The following is a 19,907-nucleotide window of genomic DNA, read 5'->3' as shown; positions in this document are numbered from 1 at the left end:
ATAAATAGCCCAGCCTTCTAAACTTGTGCAGTTTTGCACAGTTTAGATGACCAGGGAGAGGCTACGAATCTTAATATTATTTTCAAAGCACTTTCCGACCCAGTAAGAAGAAAGATACTTTCCCTTCTTAAAGAAAAGGATATGACGGCGGGAGAGATAGCATCCCAATTTGATATTTCCTGGCCTAGTATTTCCCACCACCTCAATATTTTAAAACAGGCGGGTATGGTAATAGATGAAAGAAGGGGGCAAAACATTTATTATTCAATAAACACGTCGGTTTTTGAGGACCTTATTTCCTACGGTATGGATATTTTAGGGAGAAAACACAAGGAATAAATAGTAAAAAAATTTTAAATTCCCCCTATTTACAGGCAAAATTTGACGTAAGTATATATAGAAAAACAAATGAATATTGAAAAACAAATGAAAAAGGGGAGATCTTATGAAAATTGACTTAAAACTACTAAAAATTTTATCCTTTGCTCTTGTAATCCTCCTTGTGGCTCCTTTGATTTCATCATCTGCCTTTGGGGAGGAAAAACCTTTAGAGTACTTTAACATTGAAACTACCGCAACGGGTACGGTAGAAGCTCCACCTGATATGGCGGAAATTTACATTACGGTAAAAAATGAGTCACTGTCAAAGGATACGGCGCAAAAAGAGAATGCTCAGAGGGTACAGGAATTGACGAAGGCCCTTTCAAGGTTTAAGGTTGAGGTAAAGACAACGTATTTTTACAATTATCAATTTAAAGAGGAAGAGTCAGCCGCACAACCCATGATGGAAGGGAGCACTTCTTCGCAGATTTATCCGACAGGTTCGGAAAAACCTGTTAAGTACGTTATAAAGTATGTTGTTGAAAGCGGGCTAAAGGTAATAGCCAATGATGTAAAAGAGGTTGGGGACATACTGGCAGTTGCTTCTAACGTGAACAATTCATACGTGAACAGCGTCCAGTACGGTGTAAAAAATGTTTCGGCATATAGAAAGCAGGCAATTAACGAGGCCATAAGACAGGCCAGGGAGTCTATAGAAATAAGCGCCGAGGGGCTTGGAGCAAAGCTAGTGAGGCCGGAGCAGGTAAGAGTGGATTTTGGTAACCCCTATTATTATCCCGTGGTAAAAAGTGCTGAAATGGCTAAACTAAGCGATGCCTATTACCCGCAGCCTCAAAATCCTGAACCTGTAAAAATTACGGCAACCGTTTATATGGTATATAAAGCTACTTTGAAATAGCTTTAAGCGCGGATTTTCCGCGTTTTTTATTTTAAATTTTATGCTTGCCGAAATTGTGATTATAATTTATAATATTATCAAATTAACTATTTAATATGTTAAATTAATAAATTAAAGATTTTAGTTATGAGGTTGCTGAGATGATGGATAAAAAATTTACAGATTATTACCCGCCAGGAAGTGTTTATTACGAAAAAGTGAGGGGAAAAATTAGTAAACTTTACGAAAATTTTGGCTACCAAATCATAGAACCCTCGGTTTTTATAAACTATGATGACATTTATTTCTGCGATAAAAACAATTCATTTAAAATAGTTGATTACGATGGAAGTGTATTGACTTTAAGGACGGAATATACCTTATCTGCTGCAAATATTGCCGCAAATTTTTTTGACGAAAGACAGGATGTTATCAAATTTTATTACTTTGGCAAGGTTTTTCAGTATTTAACGGAAAACGCAGGGGATTGGAGGGAATTTCATCAAATAGGCATTGAAAATATAATGAAAAAAGACGATCCTTTTTCGGATGTAGAGGTTATAGCCCTTGCGGCAGAAACCCTTCTGGAGCTGGGATTTTTAAATTTCACCGTGGATATAGGTGAGGTAAATTTTTTTAAGGGCATAACCTTTGGTTATGGTATAGATGATGAATCTTCGGAGATGCTTTGTAAATTGATTGACAAAAAGGATTACATAGGGATTGAAAATTTTTTGAAGGATAAAAACATAAAAAGTTCTGTAATAGATGACTTCAGGAGGATAACGAGGCTTTACGGAAAAGGGGATGTATTAAAAGATGCCAGGGTGTATGCCAAAAATGAAATTTCTAAAAAAAGCTTGGAGCGATTGGAGTTTATATACCAGAAACTGAAATCAATGGGATATGAAGATTATATTTCCCTCGACTTAGGGATGCTAAAACACATGGATTACTACACGGGCATAATTTTTACCGGTTACATTGAGGGTTTGGGATATCCCGTTTTAAGCGGGGGAAGGTACGATTCCCTATTCTCCCGATTTAATCGGAAGCTTTTTGCAGTGGGCTTTGCTGCGGGTTTGGAAAGGCTTATTGAAAGAATGCCTGTTTGCAAAGAAGCTATTGAAGTATACGTTGGTTACGACGAAGAGGGTTTTGAAAAGGCTTTTGAGTTTACAAAGAATTTGAAGGGAAAGGCTTATTTTCAAAGTTTCCCTGAGAAACAGGAAGAATGCCAGGAAAGGGCAAAAAATATGGGAATAGAAAGAGTATATTATTTTAAAGGTAAAGATATTATATTGCTTTGAGTAGGTGAAAAAATGATTACAATAGCACTTCCAAAAGGGCGACTTGCCGAGGAATCCGCTGCATTTTTCGCAAAATGCGGCATTTTAAACCTTTATATAAATGAAAGTTCGAGGAAGCTAATTTATTTTGATGGGAAGAAAAACTACAGGGTTATTTTAGTAAAACCCTTTGACGTGCCGACATATGTGGAATACGGAGCTGCAGATATGGGAGTGGTAGGCAAGGATGTATTAATGGAGAAAAATGTGAGGATATTTGAGATTTTAGACCTCGGCATTGGCAGGTGCTTTTTAGCCCTTGCAGGTCCTAAAGGTAAAAAAACGGATTTTTTGGAAAAAAAGGATAAGGTAATTGCAACAAAATATCCCAACATTACGAAGGAATATTTTAATAAAATAAACCATCAAAATCTAAGGGTTATTAAGCTAAACGGTTCGGTAGAGCTTGCACCTTTACTTGGGCTTTCGGATGGAATAGTGGATGTGGTGGAAACCGGGAGGACTTTAAAGGAAAACGGGCTTGAAGTATATGAAAAAATGTTTGATATAAGTGCAAGGCTAATCATCAACAGGGCAAGCCTTAAGATAAAAAAGGATTTAATAAGTGACATAATTGAAAAAATGGAGAGGGGGCTTGAGATTGAACATACTTAAAACCAAAAATCCGGGATTTAAGAGAGAACTTTTGTCTATACTGGGAAAACGCTCCCGAAGGGAATGGGAGGATGCCCGGACTGCAGTAAGGGAAATCCTGAAAGAGGTCAGGGAAAAAGGTGATGAAGCGCTGATTTTTTTCACTAAAAAGCTGGATTATTGTGAAATAGATATGGATGAAATAACCGTAAGCCAGGAAGAAATAGAGGAAGCTTATAAAACGGTGGAAAAGGATTCCATAGATGCTTTAAAAAGGGCTTACCGGAACATCTGGGAGTTTCACGAAAGGCAAAAACAAAACTCATGGTTTTATTTTAAAGAGGGTAGCTTCCTTGGGCAGATAGTAAGGCCTATTGAAAGCGTGGGTATCTACGTTCCTGGAGGAAAGGCTGCTTATCCTTCAACGGTTTTGATGAATGCGATTCCGGCAAGGGTAGCGGGTGTTGATAAAATTTACATGGCAACACCCCCAAAAAAAGACAAAAGGATAAATCCCTATGTTCTTGCAGCGGCAAAGATGTGCGGGGTTGACAAAGTTTTCAGGGTAGGAGGTGTCCAGGCAATAGCTGCTTTGGCTTACGGGACAGAAACCGTTCCTAAGGTAGACAAGATAGTAGGTCCCGGGAATATATACGTTACCCTTGCAAAAAAAGAGCTTTTTGGAGAAGTAGACATAGACATGATTGCGGGGCCCAGTGAAATTGCGGTGATTGCCGATGAAACGGCGGACCCCGAATTTGTGGCTTGCGACTTATTATCTCAAGCAGAGCACGACGAGAGGGCAATGGTAGTTTTGATAACCGATAGTGAAGATTTTGCATTTATGGTTTTTAAGTACATCGACTATTTTATTAATGAAAGCAAAAACGGTAAATTCAAAGAAAACATTAGGGTTGCTAAAAAGTCTGTAGAGAATTACGGCATTATAATAATTACCCAAAATTTAGAGGAAGCTGTTGAGATAGTAAATGTCATAGCACCCGAGCATTTAGAGATAATGGCAAAAGACAGTAGGGAGATTTTAAAGGGTGTTAAAAACGCTGGGACCGTATTTTTGGGGAAGTATTCTGCAGAACCCATAGGGGATTACGTAGCTGGAACAAATCACGTGCTGCCAACTAACGGTACTGCAAGGTTTTTCTCACCCCTCGGTGTCTACGATTTTGTAAAAAGGATAAATGTGGTGGAGTATTCAAAAGAAAGCTTTGGGCTCTATGCAAAAGATGCGGTGAAGATCGCTGAGTGCGAAGGCCTTTTATTGCATGCAAATTCGCTGAAAGTGAGGATGAAGGATGTTCAGGGAGAAGTTGAAAACCTATAAAAATTATGAAGTGGAAGAAAAACCTTACAAAATAAAACTCGATGCCAATGAGAACCTCTACCCAATGGATGAAGGTTTAAAGAGCATTCTTTTAAGTAGATTATCCCAATATATAGATAGGATTTCCTTATACCCCGACAACAATTCGGACCCATTAAGGAAGGAGCTTTCAAATTTCTACAACCTTTCCAGGAATAACTTTATAATAGGAAATGGCTCCGATCAGCTCATACAGGTGATAATGCAGGCGGTTTGCGACAAAGGTGATTCAATCTTAACTTTAAAACCTTCCTTTGTAATGTATAAAATTACAGCAGGCATACTGGACATTAATGTGGAGGAGGTCCCTTTTAACGAAAACTGGCAGGTTTGCCCGGAAGAAATAGTTCAAAGGGCAAAAGAGAAAAGGGGCGTAAAAGCCATTTTCATAGATACGCCCAATAACCCTACGGGAGTTGTTTTTGATAAGGATAAAATTTCCTATATAGCCGATGAGCTGAAGGATACCCTTATTGTTGTGGATGCTGCCTACAGCGAGTTTTCACCCTATGAGTATATCGACCTTGTAGGAAAGCACCAAAATATTTTAATCTTAAAGACCCTTTCCAAAATAGGCTTTGCTGGCATAAGATGCGGCTATGCTGTTTCCACTGAGTATATAATAGAAAATCTCTTAAAGGTAAAACCTCCTTACAATGTTAGCCTATTTACGCAAATTATAGCCTGTGAAGTTATTAAAAACTTCGATTTGGTAAAGAAAAACATTGAAAAAATCATAGGGGAAAGGGAAAGGTTGAAGGTAAGCTTAAGGGCTTTAGGATATGAGGTTTTAGAGGGGTATGGCAATTTTGTCTCCATCGTAGTTAGCGATGGAAGGCTTAAGGAATACTTGGATTCAAAGGGCATTGCAGTAAGGTTTTTTAAACTTGATGAGGGTAAAGGGATTTTGCGGATAACGGTGGGAAAGGAAGACCAAAACCAGGAGCTTTTAGAAGCTTTAAAGGAATGGAGAGGACTTTGCGGTGAAGGAAAGAAAGGTTAGTATAAAAAGGAAGACGAAGGAGACCGATGTTAAAGTTTTTTTAAACCTTGACGGGAGTGGAATTTGCAAAATAGAAAGCGGCATTGGATTTTTCGACCACCTTCTTACTCAGTTTGCGGTGCACGGAAGGCTTGACCTTAAGGTAATGGCAAAAGGGGATTTAAACGTAGACGACCATCATACCGTGGAGGACGTTGGCATAACCCTTGGCAAGGCATTTTACAAAGCCATCGGCGATAAAAAAGGCATAAGACGTTATGGAAATGCTTTGATCCCCATGGATGATGCCCTTATTTTGTTTGCTTTGGATATTTCAGGAAGGCCTTATTTAAACTTCAATGTTAAGTTTCGAAGGGAAAAAGTAGCAGATTTAAGCATAGAAATGATATCGGAATTTTTCAGGGCATTTTCCTTAAACGCAAAGGTTACCTTACACATTTCAAAACTTTTCGGGGAAAACGACCATCATACCGCGGAAGCGATTTTCAAAGCCTTCGGCAGGGCTCTGAGGGAGGCTGTTGAAAGGGAAGATAACGGCATTATCCCCTCAACAAAGGGGGTATTATAGGGTGAAAAAGGTTGTAACCTTAGTAGACTACGGTATGGGGAACATAGGCAGTGTTAAAAAAGCCTTTGAGTATTTGGGCTTTGAAGTAAAGTTAGCCTCGAAAGGCTTTGAGCTTGAAAGGGCAGACTGCATAGTGCTTCCTGGGGTCGGCGCCTTTAAAGAGGCAATGGAAAGGTTGAAAAGCAAAGGGATAAAAGAAGAAATTAGAAAAAAGGTGTTGCAGGACAAAATACCTTTTTTGGGGATTTGCCTTGGGATGCAGCTACTTTTCGAATTCAGCTACGAAGGGGAATCGGAAGGACTAAGCATTTTTGAAGGAAAGGTGAAGCTTTTTCCTAAAAAGGAAGGCGTAAAAATCCCACACATGGGCTGGAATAAGATAAATGTAGTAAAGGATTCTCCTCTTTTAAAGGAATTGGACGGGCAGTATTTTTATTTTGTGCATTCCTATTATGTGGATACCCCTGATGGCGATATAATTTCTTCAACATGCATCCACGGCATAGAGTTTACTGCAAGCGTTGAAAGGGAAAATATTTTTGCAACCCAGTTTCACCCGGAAAAGAGCGGGGAAGCGGGACTTTACTTATTGAAAAATTTCGGGAGGTTAATATGATAGTATTTCCTGCTATAGATATAAAAGAGGGAAAGTGTGTAAGGCTTACACAGGGTGATTTTAGTAGGGAAACGGTTTACAGCACCGACCCTGTAAAACAGGCCTTGTATTTTAAAAGGGAGGGTGCTAAATACCTTCACGTTGTGGACTTAGACGGGGCAAAGGAAGGGGTTATAAAAAATATTGAAATAGTGGTAGATATAAAAAGGGAAACAGACCTTTACGTTCAGTGCGGTGGAGGAATAAGGGATTTTGAAACGGCAAAGAAGCTGATAGATGCAGGAATCGACTGCGTTATAGTAGGCTCTGCTTTTTTTACCCGTAGAGGGGAAGTAGAAAGGATGCTGAAGGAATTTTCGCAAGAAAAAGTAGCACTGAGTTTGGATTTTAGAAAGGATAAAATCAAAATATCGGGCTGGCAGGAAAGCGTGGAAATAGGGATTGACCATTCTGTCAAAGAAGCTGAAAGAATTGGCATAAAAAAGATAATTTTCACCGACATATCAAGGGACGGGACCCTTGAAGGGCCAAATTTGGATGCTGCAAAAAGGTTGAGAGAAATTTTTGATGGGGTTCTAATTGCTTCAGGCGGTATTAAAAACGAAGAAGATGTAATGAAATTAAAACAAATCGGTATAGACGGTGTTATCATAGGAAAGGCACTTTACAGCAAGGATATTATTTTCAGCGACCTTCTTAAAAAGATTTAATCGAAGGGTGAAAAAAATGGTGGCAAAAAGGATTATACCATGCCTTGATGTCAAGGAGGGGAGGGTTGTAAAAGGGATAAATTTTATAAATCTCATAGACGCAGGAGACCCTGTAGAAGCTGCTATACAATACGATAAAATGGGTGCCGATGAGCTGGTATTTTTGGATATTACCGCATCTTTTGAAAAAAGGGATATAATGATAGAGGTGGTGGAAAAGGTTGCAGAAAATGTATTCATTCCCTTTACGGTGGGCGGAGGTATACGCACCATAGAGGATATCAGAAAAATATTGGTTGCGGGAGCGGACAAGGTTTCTATAAATACAGCTGCGGTTGAAAGCCCCGACTTAATCGAAAAAGCAAGCAGTATGTTCGGCTCACAGTGCATCGTTGTTGCTATGGATGTGAAAAAGCACCCTGAGGGTTATCGAGTCTATATAAACGGTGGGAGAGTAGATACTGGGCTTGACGCCCTTTCCTGGGCTAAAGAGGTTGAAAAAAGGGGAGCGGGGGAAATCCTGCTCACTTCAATAGACAGAGACGGCACAAGAGAGGGTTTTGAGGTTGAAATAACGGAACTTATTTCAAAAAGCGTGGAAATACCCGTTATCGCATCGGGAGGTGCGGGAAAAACAGAACACTTTTTGGAAGTTTTTCAAGCCGGCGCTGATGCAGCCCTGGCAGCTTCAATTTTTCACTTTGGGATGGTAAAAATAGACGAATTAAAGAAGTTCCTTTTAGAAAATGGTATTGAGGTGAGGACCAAGTGGAGATAGATTTTAAAAACAATGATTTAATACCGGTTGTCGTGCAGGACTATCTGACCGGTGAAGTTTTGATGCTCGCATATATGAACAAAGAAAGTTACCACCTTACTCTACAAACGGGTTTTATGCACTATTTTAGCAGGAAAAGGAATAAAATTTGGAAAAAGGGAGAGACATCGGGAAATGTCCAGGAAGTGGTTTCACTGTATTACGACTGCGATGGTGACACTATTTTGGCAAAAGTGAAGCAAAAGGGGCATGCATGCCATACGGGGAATAAAACCTGTTTTTTTAATAAGGTTTATGAAAAAGAGGAAAAATTGGGCTTTGAGGTATTAAAAAAATTGATGGAAACGGTAAACGATAGAAAAAATAAAAAAATTGAAGGTTCTTATACCTGTTATCTTTTTGAAAAGGGGATAGATAAAATATTAAAAAAGGTGGGAGAAGAAGCCTCCGAGGTGATAATAGCAGCAAAAAACGGTGCAAAGTCCGAAATAAGCTATGAAATCGCAGACCTAATATATCATATAACTGTGGTTTTATCTTACTTTGATATGGACTGGGAAGATGTTTTGCTGGAGTTGAAGAAAAGGGAAAAATAATAATTATAAAAAATTTTATAAATCTAACTTTATGAACGGCCCAATCTTTGAAAAATAGATTGGGCCTTTTAATGTGTGCTCGGCATGCTCGCGACCTTAATGGTGAAAGTCTATTACTATGCAAAGTGTATTGAAAGAAAATATAATATAAAGTGAAATATTATTATACAGAATTAAATGAAAGAGGGTGCAAGTGTTGAGATGAGTGGTATTTTAAAAAATATAGAGGAAGATGTAAAAAAATATGCTGCTGTTTTATCAAAGATATTAAAAGTTGATATAGAGATAGTTGATGAAAAATTGAATCGTATAGCTGGTACAGGAATGTTTGCTTCAAAGATTAATGTAAATATGGGACAGGAGGGTTATGTTTATAAGAAGGTTTTAAGGACCGGAGAAAAGCAAATCGTAGAAAATCCTGGTTTTCATGAACTTTGTAAAAGGTGTCCGAAACAGAATAAATGTGAAGAAACTTTTGAAATGAGCACTCCCATAAAAATAGGAGAAAATGTGATAGGGGTAATTGGTTTTGTTTGTTTTAATGAGGAGCAAAAGGAGCATATATTGAATAATTTTGATACTTTTATGGATTTTTTGGAACAGATTTCGGATCTTATTTCTTCAAAAGCAAAGGAAGAGATCGAAAAGGAAAACATGAAAGAAGTAATTGAAATGTTAAATCATATAATTGATAAAATTGATCAAGGAGTATTGATTATAGATGAAAGGGATATAATAGTTCAGGCAAATAGCGTGGCTAAAAAAATGATAGGAATACAAAAGGTTGATGGCAAAAGGGTGACGATAAAACAAGCAAAGGGAACGTTTTTAAATATGGAGGAGTACGAATTATCTATTGATGACAAACATTACAGTGTTATTGGAGAGGAATATAGAATTTTAAAAAATGGTTATAAATATGACAAAATCTTAATTTTTACGGAGATAAATTCTTTAAAACAGAAATTGTTTTCTGTGGCAAATTCTAAAGAAAACTTAGGACTCGAATATATAATAGGAGAGTCTGAAAGTATAAAAATGCTGAAAGAAAAGGTAAAAAGAATTGCGTCGTCGTCTTCTACAGTTTTGATAACTGGCGAAAGTGGAACGGGAAAGGAATTATTTGCTCGGGCAATCCATCTAGAAAGTGAAAGGAAGGATAATCCTTTTGTTGCCGTTAACTGTGCGGCAATTCCTGATACTTTATTAGAAAGCGAACTTTTTGGGTATGTAAAAGGAGCTTTTACAGGTGCAGATCCCAAAGGTAAAATAGGAAAGATCGAGTTTGCGAATAAAGGAACGTTATTTTTGGATGAGATTGGAGATATGCCTCTTTATTTGCAAGCAAAACTGTTAAGGGTATTAGAGCAAAAAGAAGTGGTAAGATTGGGCTCTAACAAACCCATACCGGTTGATGTAAGGATAATCGCTGCGACGAATAAAAACCTTGAAAAAATGATAAAAGAAGGAATGTTTAGGGAGGACTTGTATTATAGGTTAAATGTAATACCATTTGTAATTCCGCCTTTACGGGAAAGAAAAGAAGATATAAAAGTACTGACGGAATATTTCGTGAATAAATATGCGGATTTATTAAAAAAGAAAGTTTTTGGTGTTGAAAAAGATGTTTGGGATTACTTTTTTGAATACGATTGGCCTGGAAACGTAAGAGAATTAGAGAATGTTGTAGAATATATGATAAATATGCTTGACAGTGAAGGAGTTCTGAATAGTAAGTTATTGCCACTAAAAGTTCGTCATAGCAAAAATAGAAGTGATAATGCTATAGTGCCATTAGAAGAACTAGAAAGGGAAATGATAAGAAGGGCATTGGACATCTTTGGGAATAATGTTGAAGGAAAAAGGAAAGCAGCTGAGGCATTAGGGATTGGAATCGCGACTCTTTACAGGAAAATTAAAAATTACAATATGGAATAGCCTGTTTATTTATCATAATGATAAATATTATCATATTGATAAATTTCCTTTGTTAAATATAAATTAAGAATTAGTGTTTAATTTTATCAAATTGATAAAAAAACTATTCTCATGGCTCGAAATGGCATGAGGCTTTTTTTTATTTTTTGCGGTTTTTATCGACTGAGCCATTTTTGGAATAGTTGGTATATTACTTGCAATTAAATAAAAAAACAAAAAATACAAAATGGCAAAAATAATAAAAAAATATAAGAGGTGAAATAATCGGTGGAAAAATTAAATATCAAATTTATATTTAATGAAGGTGCAAGAAAAAATTTTAAAGAAAAAGCTTCTGTTGAAGATATGTCACAAAAAGAAATAAGAAAGGTAAGAGAGTTTCATAAAAGCATTCCCCAATACAGTCCGACTCCCCTTTCCAGTTTGGATAGACTTTCAAAAATGTTGGGGGTAAGAAAGATTCTAATAAAAGATGAATCGTATAGGTTTGGACTCAATGCTTTTAAAGTTTTAGGAGGTTCCTACGCTATATGTAAGTATCTAAGCAAAATGTTGGGGATGAACGATGTAAATTTTGAAAAATTGCGTTCTCTGGAAATTAAAAAGAAAATAGGAGAAATAACATTTGTTACGGCAACTGATGGTAATCATGGACGGGGTGTTGCTTGGACTGCTACCCAATTAGGTCAAAAATCTCTTGTATTTATGCCTAAGGGTTCATCCCAAATGCGGTTGCAGAGTATTATAAATGAGGGGGCTGAAGCATATATAACCGATTATAACTATGATGATGCGGTAAGGTATGCAATTGAGCGTGCGAAGGAAATAGGGGGAGTTGTAGTTCAGGATACTGCTTGGGAAGGGTATGAAGATATCCCGCTATGGATTATGCAAGGCTACTGCACTTTAATAGATGAAGCTTTAGAACAGATGAAAGAAATGGGTATAGAAAAACCTACTCACGTGTTTTTACAAGCTGGGGTAGGTTCATACGCCGGTGCTGTTCAGGGTTACTTAGCTTCATTATACGGAAATGAAAGGCCTATAACGGTTATCGTAGAACCCGAGAACGCCGCTTGTATTTATGAGTCTGCAAAACACAATGATGGGAAACCTCATGCGGTTAAGGGAGATTTGGCTACAATTATGGCAGGGCTTGCTTGTGGTGAGCCAAATCCAATTAGTTGGAAAATATTGAGGGATTATTCTGATATGTATGTATCTTGTCCAGATTATGTTTCTGCACGAGGTATGAGGATATTGGGAAGCCCAATAAAGGGTGATCCTCAGATAATTTCGGGCGAATCAGGTGCTGTCGGTTTGGGGCTTTTGAGTTTGATATTGGAAAGACGAGAATTAAAAGAAATGAAAGATTTATTAAATCTAAATGATGAATCGATAGTACTTTGCATAAGTACAGAAGGAGATACTGATCCCGTAAATTATCGAAAAATAGTTTGGGATGGAGCATTTCCATCAATTTAGGATCTTAAAAAATTACGGAGGTGTTTTAAATTGCTTTCAGAAAAAAGAAAAGAAGAAGTAATAAATTTATGTCAGGAGCTTATTAGAATAAAAAGTTATTCTGGAGAGGAGGGAGAGTTGGCTGAAAAACTAAAGAATACTTTTTTAGAAATGGGTTTTGATGAAACGTTTATCGATAGCTATGGCAACGTAATAGGGCATATAAAAGGGAAAAATAGTGGCAAATGTATTTTACTTGATGGTCATATAGACACTGTTCCAGTTGACGAATCAAAATGGACTAAAGATCCCTTTGGTGGAGAAATTGAAAGTGGGAGAATTTACGGTAGAGGTGCTTCAGATATGAAGGGTGCAGTAAGTGCAATGGTGTGTGCGGCTGCTTACTTTGCTGAAGATATGAAGAAAGATTTTAATGGAGATATTTACGTAGCAGGTGTTGTTCATGAGGAATGCTTTGAAGGAGTTGCTGCAAGGAAAATAAGTGAAAAGGTGAAACCAGATTATGTTATCATTGGGGAAGCGTCAGAGTGCAATTTAAAGCGTGGGCAAAGGGGAAGGGCCGAAATAGTAGTAGAAACCTATGGCAAAGCTGCGCATTCTTCAAATCCGCAAAATGGAATAAATGCAGTTTATAATATGATGAAATTGCTGGAAAAAATCAGGAAGATTAAGGTCAATCATCATGAAGTTTTAGGAGATGGGATATTAGAATTGACTGACATTATATCGTCGCCGTATCCGGGGGCTTCCGTATTGCCATCGCTTTGCAGGGTTACTTTCGATAGAAGGCTTTTAGTAGGAGAAACTCCTGAAAGCGTTTTGAAGCCAATTCAAGAAATTATTGTGCAGATGGAGAATGAAGATCCAAACTTTAAAGCAAAAGTTTATTTTGCAAAAGGTGAAGAAAGGTGCTATACCGGAGAAAAAATCATGGCTGAAAGGTTTTTCCCTGCATGGCTTTTTGATGTAGAAGAAGATTTTGTAAAAAAGGCTTACCAAGGTTTGAAAGAACAAGGTTTAGAACCTGCCATTACTCATTATTCATTCTGCACTAATGGAAGTCATTATGCTGGAGAAGCTAACATAAAAACGATCGGTTTTGGCCCTTCAAAAGAAAATCTTGCCCATATTGATGATGAATATATAGAGATAGACCAGTTGTTAAAAGCCGTTCGTGGGTATTATGGGATAATTAAGGCTTTGTTAAGTTAAGAATAGAATTATATTAAAAATATTATTAAGATTATTAAGGAGGGATTATAAGAGTGGAAAAATTTTTTAATTGGTTTGCGAGTACTTTATGGGGAGCACCTACAATAACGGTATTATTTTTGTTAGGTTTATATTTAACTATCAGAACTAAATTTTTTGTTCTAAGAAATTTAGGTTATGCTTTAAAAAATACCTTAGGAAATGCTTTTAAGAAAGATAACCTTAAAGGTGAAGGTGTGATGACACCATTTCAAGCAGTAGCAACAGCCTTAGCGAGCTGTGTAGGAAATGGAAATATTGCGGGAGTGGCGTCAGCTATTGCTATAGGAGGACCAGGTGCAGTATTTTGGATGTGGGTGGTTGCTTTTTTGGGAATGACTACTAAGATGGCGGAGATATCCTTAGGAGTTAAATATAGGGAAAAAGATAGTAATGGGAATTTTTATGGAGGCCCTATGTATTATATAGAAAGAGGATTAGGCTCAAAATGGAAATTATTAGCAAAGTTTTATGCAGTAGTTATGGTAATAGGAGCATTAGGAACTGCAGTGTTTGTTCAACCTCAAACAATGTCTGTAGCAATGAAAAATATTTTTAATATTCCACCAGTTATTACTGTCACAACTTCTGTAGTAATAACAGCTATAGTAATTTTTGGGGGATTTAAAAGGATTGGAGAGTTTTGCGAGAAATTAACTCCTTTAATGGCTACAATATATGTAGTGGCAGCAATAGGGATTATAGTTGCAAATATAAGTAAGTTACCTGCGGCTTTTGGCATGATATTTAAGTATGCATTTCATCCTGCACCTGCTATAGGTGGTTTTGTAGGTTCCACAGTAAAACTTGCAATGCAGAAAGGTTTTGCTCGTGGTACATTTTCTAATGAGGCTGGTATGGGAAGCGCCTCTATGGTACATTCTACTGCAATAACAGATCACCCTATTCGCCAAGGATTATATGGAATATTTGAAGTTTTTGTAGATACTATTGTTATATGTAGCATGACTGCTTTGGTAATATTAACATCAAGTGAAAATTTATGGTGTAGTGGTTTAACTGGTGCTGATTTAACTATTGCTGCATTTTCAAAATTATATGGTTCGTTTGGAGCATATATAGTAGGGATTGGTGTATTATTATTTGCATTTTCGACAATGATTGGGTATACAATACATTTTGAAACTGCAGTGAAATATTTGTTTGGATCTAATGCAATTAAATTGTTTAGGGTTATTTATTTAATTCCCCCATTTCTAACCTTAGGAAAGACAACTGAGTTTGCTTGGACGGTAGTAGATGTAGTAACTGGATTGTGGATAATTCCAAATGTAATTGCTCTTATATTTTTGAGTAATAATTTTGTTAATTTATGCAATGATTTTGAAGATAAGGTAATGGGTGTTGAAAAAAAGTTAAAAGAGTAAAATAAATAGGTATGTAAAAAATAAGCTTTATATCAATAATTGGGGCAGGCATTTTAGTAAAATGCCTGCCCTTAATTAATGTGCACGCGGCATGCCCGCGACCTTGATGGTGAAAGTCCATTGCGGGGGTTGATAGCACCAACCGTTAGCTGAAGGAAAGGGTGTCCATTGCAAGGTGGAATCTGAAGAAAGTTACCCAAACCTGATGGAGGAGTTAGCCTAGTTGAAACACCGACGGTGCTTGACAGGATGATACAACAAGCGATAATTCAGGTGCTCACGAAAATATTTGACCCGAGCTTTTCAAAAAGCAGCTATGGATTTTGAACACATAAAGCAAGGCAGCCATTGGGTAGTGGACATAGGCTTAGAGAAGTTCTTTGACAGAATAAATCATGACAAACTGATGTCGCTGGTAGCAAGGAAAGTAAGGGACAAGAGGGTGCTCAAGTTAGCGTGTATGAAGAAAACGACGAAGGAACTTGATGGATGGATAAAAAGGAGAATATGGATGTGCTATTGGAAGCAATGGAAGAAAATCAAAACGAAACACGATAACTTAGTGAAATTAGGGGTAGACGATGTGAAGGCGTGGGAGTATGCAAACACAAGGAAAGGCTACAGGAGGATATCCCATAGCCAGGTATTATCCACTTCTATAACGAATGAATACCTTGAAAGGGAAGGCTTCTTAAGTCTGACGAAGAGACTTTCAATGGCATAATAAATTCTGATGAACCGCCGTATACCGAACGGTACGTACGGTGGTGTGAGAGGACGGTAGTTAAAATAATTACCTACCTCCTACTCGATTTTTTGATATTTTATGCAATTTCAAATATACTTTTGGGAGTAAAATTTCTTAAAATATTTACAATAACGAAAAATAATAATATAATAAATATATCAAAATTATTGGAGGGGTTATTTTGATACCAAAATGCTATAATGGAAAAATGCTTCATATTGATTTAGCTATGGAAAAAGTTTGGGAAGAAGAAATGCCGGAAAAGTGGTTTTCTCAATACATAGGTGGAGAAGGATTTGGTGCAAGATATCTTTATGACAATTTAAAAGAACATATCGATCCATTAACGGAAGAAAATAAAATACTTTTTATAACAGGTCCTTTAACAGATACCACAGCTCCTACATCGGGACGAACTGTTGTAATGTTTAAGTCACCCATAACGGGTACAATTTGTGCATCAAATGTTGGCGGGTATTTTGGACCTCACATAAAAAGATGCGGCTTTGATATGATAGTAATTCACGGAAAAGCAAAATCGCTTAAGTATTTGTACATTTACGATGGTAATGTGGAATTTTATGATGCGGACAATTTAAGAGGACTTACTCCCGAGGAAACACAGGAAGCTATAAGAGAAAGACATAATAATCCTAAAGCAGAAATAGCGTGCATAGGAGAAGCCGGAGAAAAAATGGTCAGATTTTCGGCAGTAATGGTGGACGGCCATAGGGCAGCGGGGCGAGGCGGCGGTGGAACTGTAATGGGCTCAAAAAATTTAAAAGCAATTGCCATTTTTGGCTCAAAAAGGAGGTCTGAAGTAGAAAATCCCGAAAAATTTACCGAATCTGTAAAAAAGGCTTTAAAGGAGCTAAACGATGAGTATTTTGTGCGAGAGGAAATGATGAAGTATGGGACTCCCTCCTTTTTCGATGCAATGAATGACCTTGGGCTTGTCCCTGCTTACAACTGGCAGCACGATGTCACGGATTTCAACGACCGTTTGGGCTACAAAGCTTATCACGAAAAGCTGGAAGTAAAGCAGTATAGATGTTTCAACTGTCCTATAGGGTGCGGCAGACATACGAGAATCCCGGCGGGCAAATATGAAGGAATGGAAAGCGGGGGACCGGAATACGAATCTCTGGCAGCCTTTGGCCAAAAACTGGGTAACCCCGACATTTATTCTGTTGCGGCTGCAAATCACACTGCGAACAAATTGGGGCTCGATATTATCTCAACGGGACAGGTTATAGCTACGGCTATGGAATGGTATGAAAAAGGCATAATCGATAGAGAAATAACCGAAGGGCTGGAACTTGATTGGGGCAATAAAGATGCAATAGTAGAACTGGTAAAAAGAATTGGTAAAAGAGAAGGGGAATTTGCCACCCTGTTAGGAGAGGGTTCTTTGAGAGCAGCAAGGAAAATAGGGAAAGAAGCTGAAAAATACGTGATGCATGTAAAGGGGCTTGAAATGGCTGCTGATAATGTAAGGGCAAGCAAGGGAGAAGCGGTATCTCATATGCTTTCGCCTAGAGGAGCGGATCATTTGAGGCCTTACGCTTCTACGATAGATGCCTTCGGATACTTAGAAGAGGAATTGGGCGTTATGGAAAGGGTTGATCCGTTAAAAGAAGAGAATAAAGCCTGGGTAAAATCACTGGAAGAATTGTCTATGGCTACAAATTTATTGGGGGTTTGCCTATTTACCAGCATTACCCTCGCAGTTAAAGGTAAGACATGGGCAAAACTTTTGTCTTATGCTACTGGCTATGAATTTTCTTATAAAGATTTATTTAAAGCAAGTGAAAGGGTAATAAACCTTGAAAGGATGTTTAATATAAGAGAAGGATTTTCAAGAAAAGATGATTATCTCCCTGAGAGATTTAGCAAAGAACCTGCAAAAGACGGCCCCGGGAAAGGAGAAGTGGTTGATCAGGATAAGCTTCTTGACATAATGTATGAAATAAAGGGTTGGGATAAAAACGGAATTCCAACAAAAGAAAAATTGGCAGAGCTGGAATTGAATGTATAGTTTATTTGATTTAGAAAGAAAAATTTAAGAAACCTACTTTTTAGAGGCTTAAAAAATTTTTTTAAGTCTCTTTTTTTTGTATTATTTATCCGATTTTCAATAAATTAAAAGGATTTTCAATTTTTAACATAGAATAAAAAATATTATAATTATTATAATAACATAAAAGGGTCTGAAACTGGGGAATTTTTTGGGACAACTCTAAGAGGTGATTTTTTTGAAAAAAGTGGTACTTGTATCTCAGGGGGAAAATACAAGCCGAATGTTGACAAATCAGCTAAAGGATATTATCGGTGATTTGATAACCATCGAGGCGCATTCTATGGAAAAAGGTATCCCCAGGGATTTAAAAGCGGATATTATTTTACTTACCCATTATACCTTGCTGGAGGATTTAGATATTAATTTTGACGGAAAGGTCATGCTCGCAAAAAGGTCTATTAATTACAAATACCTGGACCTTATCTTGCAGCTTTCTTCCGATTTGCCCGTTTTACTCGTAAACGATACAAAAATTACCGCTGAAGAGACGGTTTATCAAATTAAAGAACTGGGAATAAATCATATAAATTTTATTCCGTATTATCCTGGAGCAAAGGAATTCCCGGAAGCGGAGATTGCTGTTACGCCCGGGGAATCCAGCTATGTTCCGAATTACATAAAAAAAGTGGTGGATATAGGGTGCAGGTTGATAGACCTTACGACGATGGTAGAAATTTTAAGGGAACTGGGTTTGCTGGAGGAAAGGGCAAACTACCTTTCGGCAAGGTATATTAGAGAATTAGTTGAATTAAATAAAAATCTAATTTCTGCCCGGGATGATGTAATAAACTCGAAAAAGCAGATAGAGGCGGTTTTGGACCTTGTTAAGGACCCAATATTCGCTTTGGATGAGGATAAGAAAATAATATTCGCAAACAATCAAGCGAGAAAAATATTAAAAAAGATCGAAGTAGAAAAAATTGTTAATACAGGAATGGGAAATGATATAGTAAGTTTTAAAGGAGAAAAAATGATAATGACTCAGGTCTCACTGGGGAAAAGTTTGGTCATACACCTAAGATTTGCCAGCGATATAGCCGAGATGGAAGAAAAACTTCGCATCGAGGCAAAAGAAAAGGGTTTTTTTACAAAATACACGTTTGATCATATCGTAGGTAAGAGCCCGGCTATTTTAAAAGCAATAGAGAAAGCTAAGAAAATTGCTTCAAGTGATTCAAATGTACTAATATACGGAGAAACGGGTACGGGTAAGGAAATATTCGCACAGGCAATACACAGCGCCTCTAAAAGGAGCAAATTTCCTTTTATTGCGATAAATTGTTCTGCGCTGCCGGCAAATTTGCTGGAAAGTGAACTGTTCGGCTATGAAGAAGGGGCATTTACGGGAGCAAAAAAAGGAGGCAAACCGGGAATTTTCGAAATGGCCAATCGCGGTACCGTTTTTTTGGATGAAATCAGCGAAATTCCTGTAGAAATACAGGCAAGGCTTCTTAGAGTGCTGCAGGAAAAGGAAGTAATGCGAATAGGCGGCTACCGAATGGTGCCTGTGGATGTCCGAATAATAGCTGCGACAAACCAAGATCCTTTCAAACTCGTGAAAGAAAATAAATTCAGGGAAGACCTTTTTTACAGGTTAACCCCTTTGTTTTTATTTCTTCCACCGCTCAGGGAAAGGGTGGAAGACGTACCGCTTTTATTTGATTACTTTATAAACCAAACCCGTACCGTACCGCCCTGGCACTGGAAGGATCTATCCGAAGAGGTGAAAAACATTCTGCTCGATTATTCCTGGCCCGGCAATGTGAGGGAGATAAAAAACTGCGTGGAGTACCTTTTGACAATGGCTCAGGGTATTCCAAAAGTCTACGATTTACCCGATATTATAACTTTAAAGGACGGGAAAAATAAAGATTCGTTATTACGGGAAACGAAAATAAATGACCTTTTGATTAATGTGCTTGAAATCATAAGGGAAGGAGAGGTGAAGGGTATAAAATTAGGCAGAAACAGCATAGCCCGCCTGATGTGCGAGAGGGGATTTAACGTGACGCCTTCAAAGGTGAGAAAACTTTTGCAGGATCTGAAGGAAAAGGGATATATAATTTCCGGCAGGGGAAGGCAGGGTACCGCGCTAACGCTTCAGGGAAGGGCATTAATTGGTGAAAAATAGGCTTTAATGGGTTTTAAATTAAGCCCATTGAAGCCTATATTTTTTGTACAAAATAAAAAGTTTAAAGTTTTT

The 19,907-nt window shown here is 37.6% G+C and carries 17 protein-coding genes and 1 pseudogene; all 18 read left to right on the top strand.

Annotation, left to right across the window (positions count from 1 at the left end; translation table 11 throughout):
• The first annotated feature begins 33 nt into the window (after positions 1-33).
• A complete protein-coding gene (locus ACPLVF_RS01305; RefSeq protein ID WP_424906011.1) occupies positions 34-339 on the top strand; it encodes an autorepressor SdpR family transcription factor in 306 nt (101 codons plus the stop codon).
• A 106-nt stretch (positions 340-445) separates the two neighbouring features.
• Positions 446-1,240, top strand: coding sequence for an SIMPL domain-containing protein (locus tag ACPLVF_RS01300; RefSeq protein WP_424906010.1), 795 nt, complete (start codon positions 446-448; stop codon positions 1,238-1,240).
• Positions 1,241-1,380: 140 nt separating this feature from the next.
• Positions 1,381-2,529: an ATP phosphoribosyltransferase regulatory subunit gene (locus ACPLVF_RS01295; protein ID WP_424906009.1), complete on the top strand. Its 1,149-nt coding sequence runs from the start codon at positions 1,381-1,383 to the stop codon at positions 2,527-2,529.
• 12 nt (positions 2,530-2,541) lie between these two features.
• Entirely contained in the window at positions 2,542-3,183 is a 642-nt protein-coding gene (gene hisG / locus ACPLVF_RS01290) for an ATP phosphoribosyltransferase (RefSeq protein WP_424906008.1), read from the top strand.
• A complete protein-coding gene (gene hisD, locus ACPLVF_RS01285; RefSeq protein ID WP_424906007.1) occupies positions 3,170-4,504 on the top strand; it encodes a histidinol dehydrogenase in 1,335 nt (444 codons plus the stop codon). Before hisG ends, hisD begins: the two co-directional genes overlap by 14 nt.
• A complete protein-coding gene (gene hisC, locus ACPLVF_RS01280; protein WP_424906006.1) occupies positions 4,476-5,546 on the top strand; it encodes a histidinol-phosphate transaminase in 1,071 nt (356 codons plus the stop codon). Before hisD ends, hisC begins: the two co-directional genes overlap by 29 nt.
• Positions 5,527-6,114 carry an imidazoleglycerol-phosphate dehydratase HisB gene (gene hisB, locus ACPLVF_RS01275; protein WP_424906005.1) on the top strand — a complete coding sequence of 196 codons (588 nt, stop codon included), beginning with the start codon at positions 5,527-5,529 and terminating at the stop codon, positions 6,112-6,114. The genes hisC and hisB overlap by 20 nt, the downstream gene beginning before the upstream one ends.
• A 1-nt stretch (position 6,115) precedes the next feature.
• Entirely contained in the window at positions 6,116-6,730 is a 615-nt protein-coding gene (gene hisH, locus ACPLVF_RS01270) for an imidazole glycerol phosphate synthase subunit HisH (RefSeq protein ID WP_424906004.1), read from the top strand.
• On the top strand, positions 6,727-7,440 hold the full coding sequence (gene hisA / locus ACPLVF_RS01265) for a 1-(5-phosphoribosyl)-5-[(5-phosphoribosylamino)methylideneamino]imidazole-4-carboxamide isomerase (protein ID WP_424906003.1): 714 nt from the start codon (positions 6,727-6,729) through the stop codon (positions 7,438-7,440). Before hisH ends, hisA begins: the two co-directional genes overlap by 4 nt.
• Positions 7,441-7,456: 16 nt before the next feature.
• Complete coding sequence (gene hisF / locus ACPLVF_RS01260; RefSeq protein ID WP_424906002.1) at positions 7,457-8,218, top strand: imidazole glycerol phosphate synthase subunit HisF; 762 nt, start codon at positions 7,457-7,459, stop codon at positions 8,216-8,218.
• Positions 8,209-8,814, top strand: a complete 606-nt coding sequence (gene hisIE, locus ACPLVF_RS01255; RefSeq protein WP_424906001.1) for a bifunctional phosphoribosyl-AMP cyclohydrolase/phosphoribosyl-ATP diphosphatase HisIE — start codon at positions 8,209-8,211, stop codon at positions 8,812-8,814. Before hisF ends, hisIE begins: the two co-directional genes overlap by 10 nt.
• A 201-nt stretch (positions 8,815-9,015) precedes the next feature.
• Positions 9,016-10,752 carry a sigma-54-dependent Fis family transcriptional regulator gene (locus ACPLVF_RS01250; RefSeq protein WP_424906000.1) on the top strand — a complete coding sequence of 579 codons (1,737 nt, stop codon included), beginning with the start codon at positions 9,016-9,018 and terminating at the stop codon, positions 10,750-10,752.
• A gap of 267 nt (positions 10,753-11,019) precedes the next feature.
• On the top strand, positions 11,020-12,237 hold the full coding sequence (gene dpaL / locus ACPLVF_RS01245; RefSeq protein ID WP_424905999.1) for a diaminopropionate ammonia-lyase: 1,218 nt from the start codon (positions 11,020-11,022) through the stop codon (positions 12,235-12,237).
• Between the two features lie 30 nt (positions 12,238-12,267).
• Positions 12,268-13,449 carry a YgeY family selenium metabolism-linked hydrolase gene (locus ACPLVF_RS01240; protein ID WP_424905998.1) on the top strand — a complete coding sequence of 394 codons (1,182 nt, stop codon included), beginning with the start codon at positions 12,268-12,270 and terminating at the stop codon, positions 13,447-13,449.
• 53 nt (positions 13,450-13,502) lie between these two features.
• Positions 13,503-14,876: an alanine/glycine:cation symporter family protein gene (locus ACPLVF_RS01235; RefSeq protein WP_424905997.1), complete on the top strand. Its 1,374-nt coding sequence runs from the start codon at positions 13,503-13,505 to the stop codon at positions 14,874-14,876.
• 189 nt (positions 14,877-15,065) lie between these two features.
• Positions 15,066-15,600: pseudogene (locus ACPLVF_RS01230) on the top strand (reverse transcriptase domain-containing protein); the annotation flags it as partial.
• A 205-nt stretch (positions 15,601-15,805) separates the two neighbouring features.
• Positions 15,806-17,662 carry an aldehyde ferredoxin oxidoreductase family protein gene (locus tag ACPLVF_RS01225; RefSeq protein ID WP_424905996.1) on the top strand — a complete coding sequence of 619 codons (1,857 nt, stop codon included), beginning with the start codon at positions 15,806-15,808 and terminating at the stop codon, positions 17,660-17,662.
• A 226-nt stretch (positions 17,663-17,888) separates the two neighbouring features.
• Positions 17,889-19,835 (top strand): sigma 54-interacting transcriptional regulator, encoded by a 1,947-nt coding sequence (locus ACPLVF_RS01220; RefSeq protein WP_424906020.1) that lies wholly within the window; start codon positions 17,889-17,891, stop codon positions 19,833-19,835.
• The last annotated feature ends 72 nt before the right edge of the window (positions 19,836-19,907 follow it).

Source organism: Thermovenabulum sp. (genome assembly GCF_049701175.1).
Lineage (GTDB): Bacteria > Bacillota > Thermosediminibacteria > Thermosediminibacterales > Thermosediminibacteraceae > Thermovenabulum.
This window is presented reverse-complemented; position numbering and strand designations above follow the sequence as displayed.

What these genes read in the sequence shown, in the direction of transcription:
- ACPLVF_RS01300 (WP_424906010.1), top strand. Translation starts at nt 446, where the DNA reads ATGAAAATTGACTTAAAACTACTAAAAATTTTATCCTTTGCTCTTGTA.
- hisF (WP_424906002.1), top strand. Translation starts at nt 7,457, where the DNA reads ATGGTGGCAAAAAGGATTATACCATGCCTTGATGTCAAGGAGGGGAGG.
- ACPLVF_RS01295 (WP_424906009.1), top strand. Translation starts at nt 1,381, where the DNA reads ATGATGGATAAAAAATTTACAGATTATTACCCGCCAGGAAGTGTTTAT.
- hisA (WP_424906003.1), top strand. Translation starts at nt 6,727, where the DNA reads ATGATAGTATTTCCTGCTATAGATATAAAAGAGGGAAAGTGTGTAAGG.
- hisG (WP_424906008.1), top strand. Translation starts at nt 2,542, where the DNA reads ATGATTACAATAGCACTTCCAAAAGGGCGACTTGCCGAGGAATCCGCT.
- ACPLVF_RS01250 (WP_424906000.1), top strand. Translation starts at nt 9,016, where the DNA reads ATGAGTGGTATTTTAAAAAATATAGAGGAAGATGTAAAAAAATATGCT.
- hisC (WP_424906006.1), top strand. Translation starts at nt 4,476, where the DNA reads ATGTTCAGGGAGAAGTTGAAAACCTATAAAAATTATGAAGTGGAAGAA.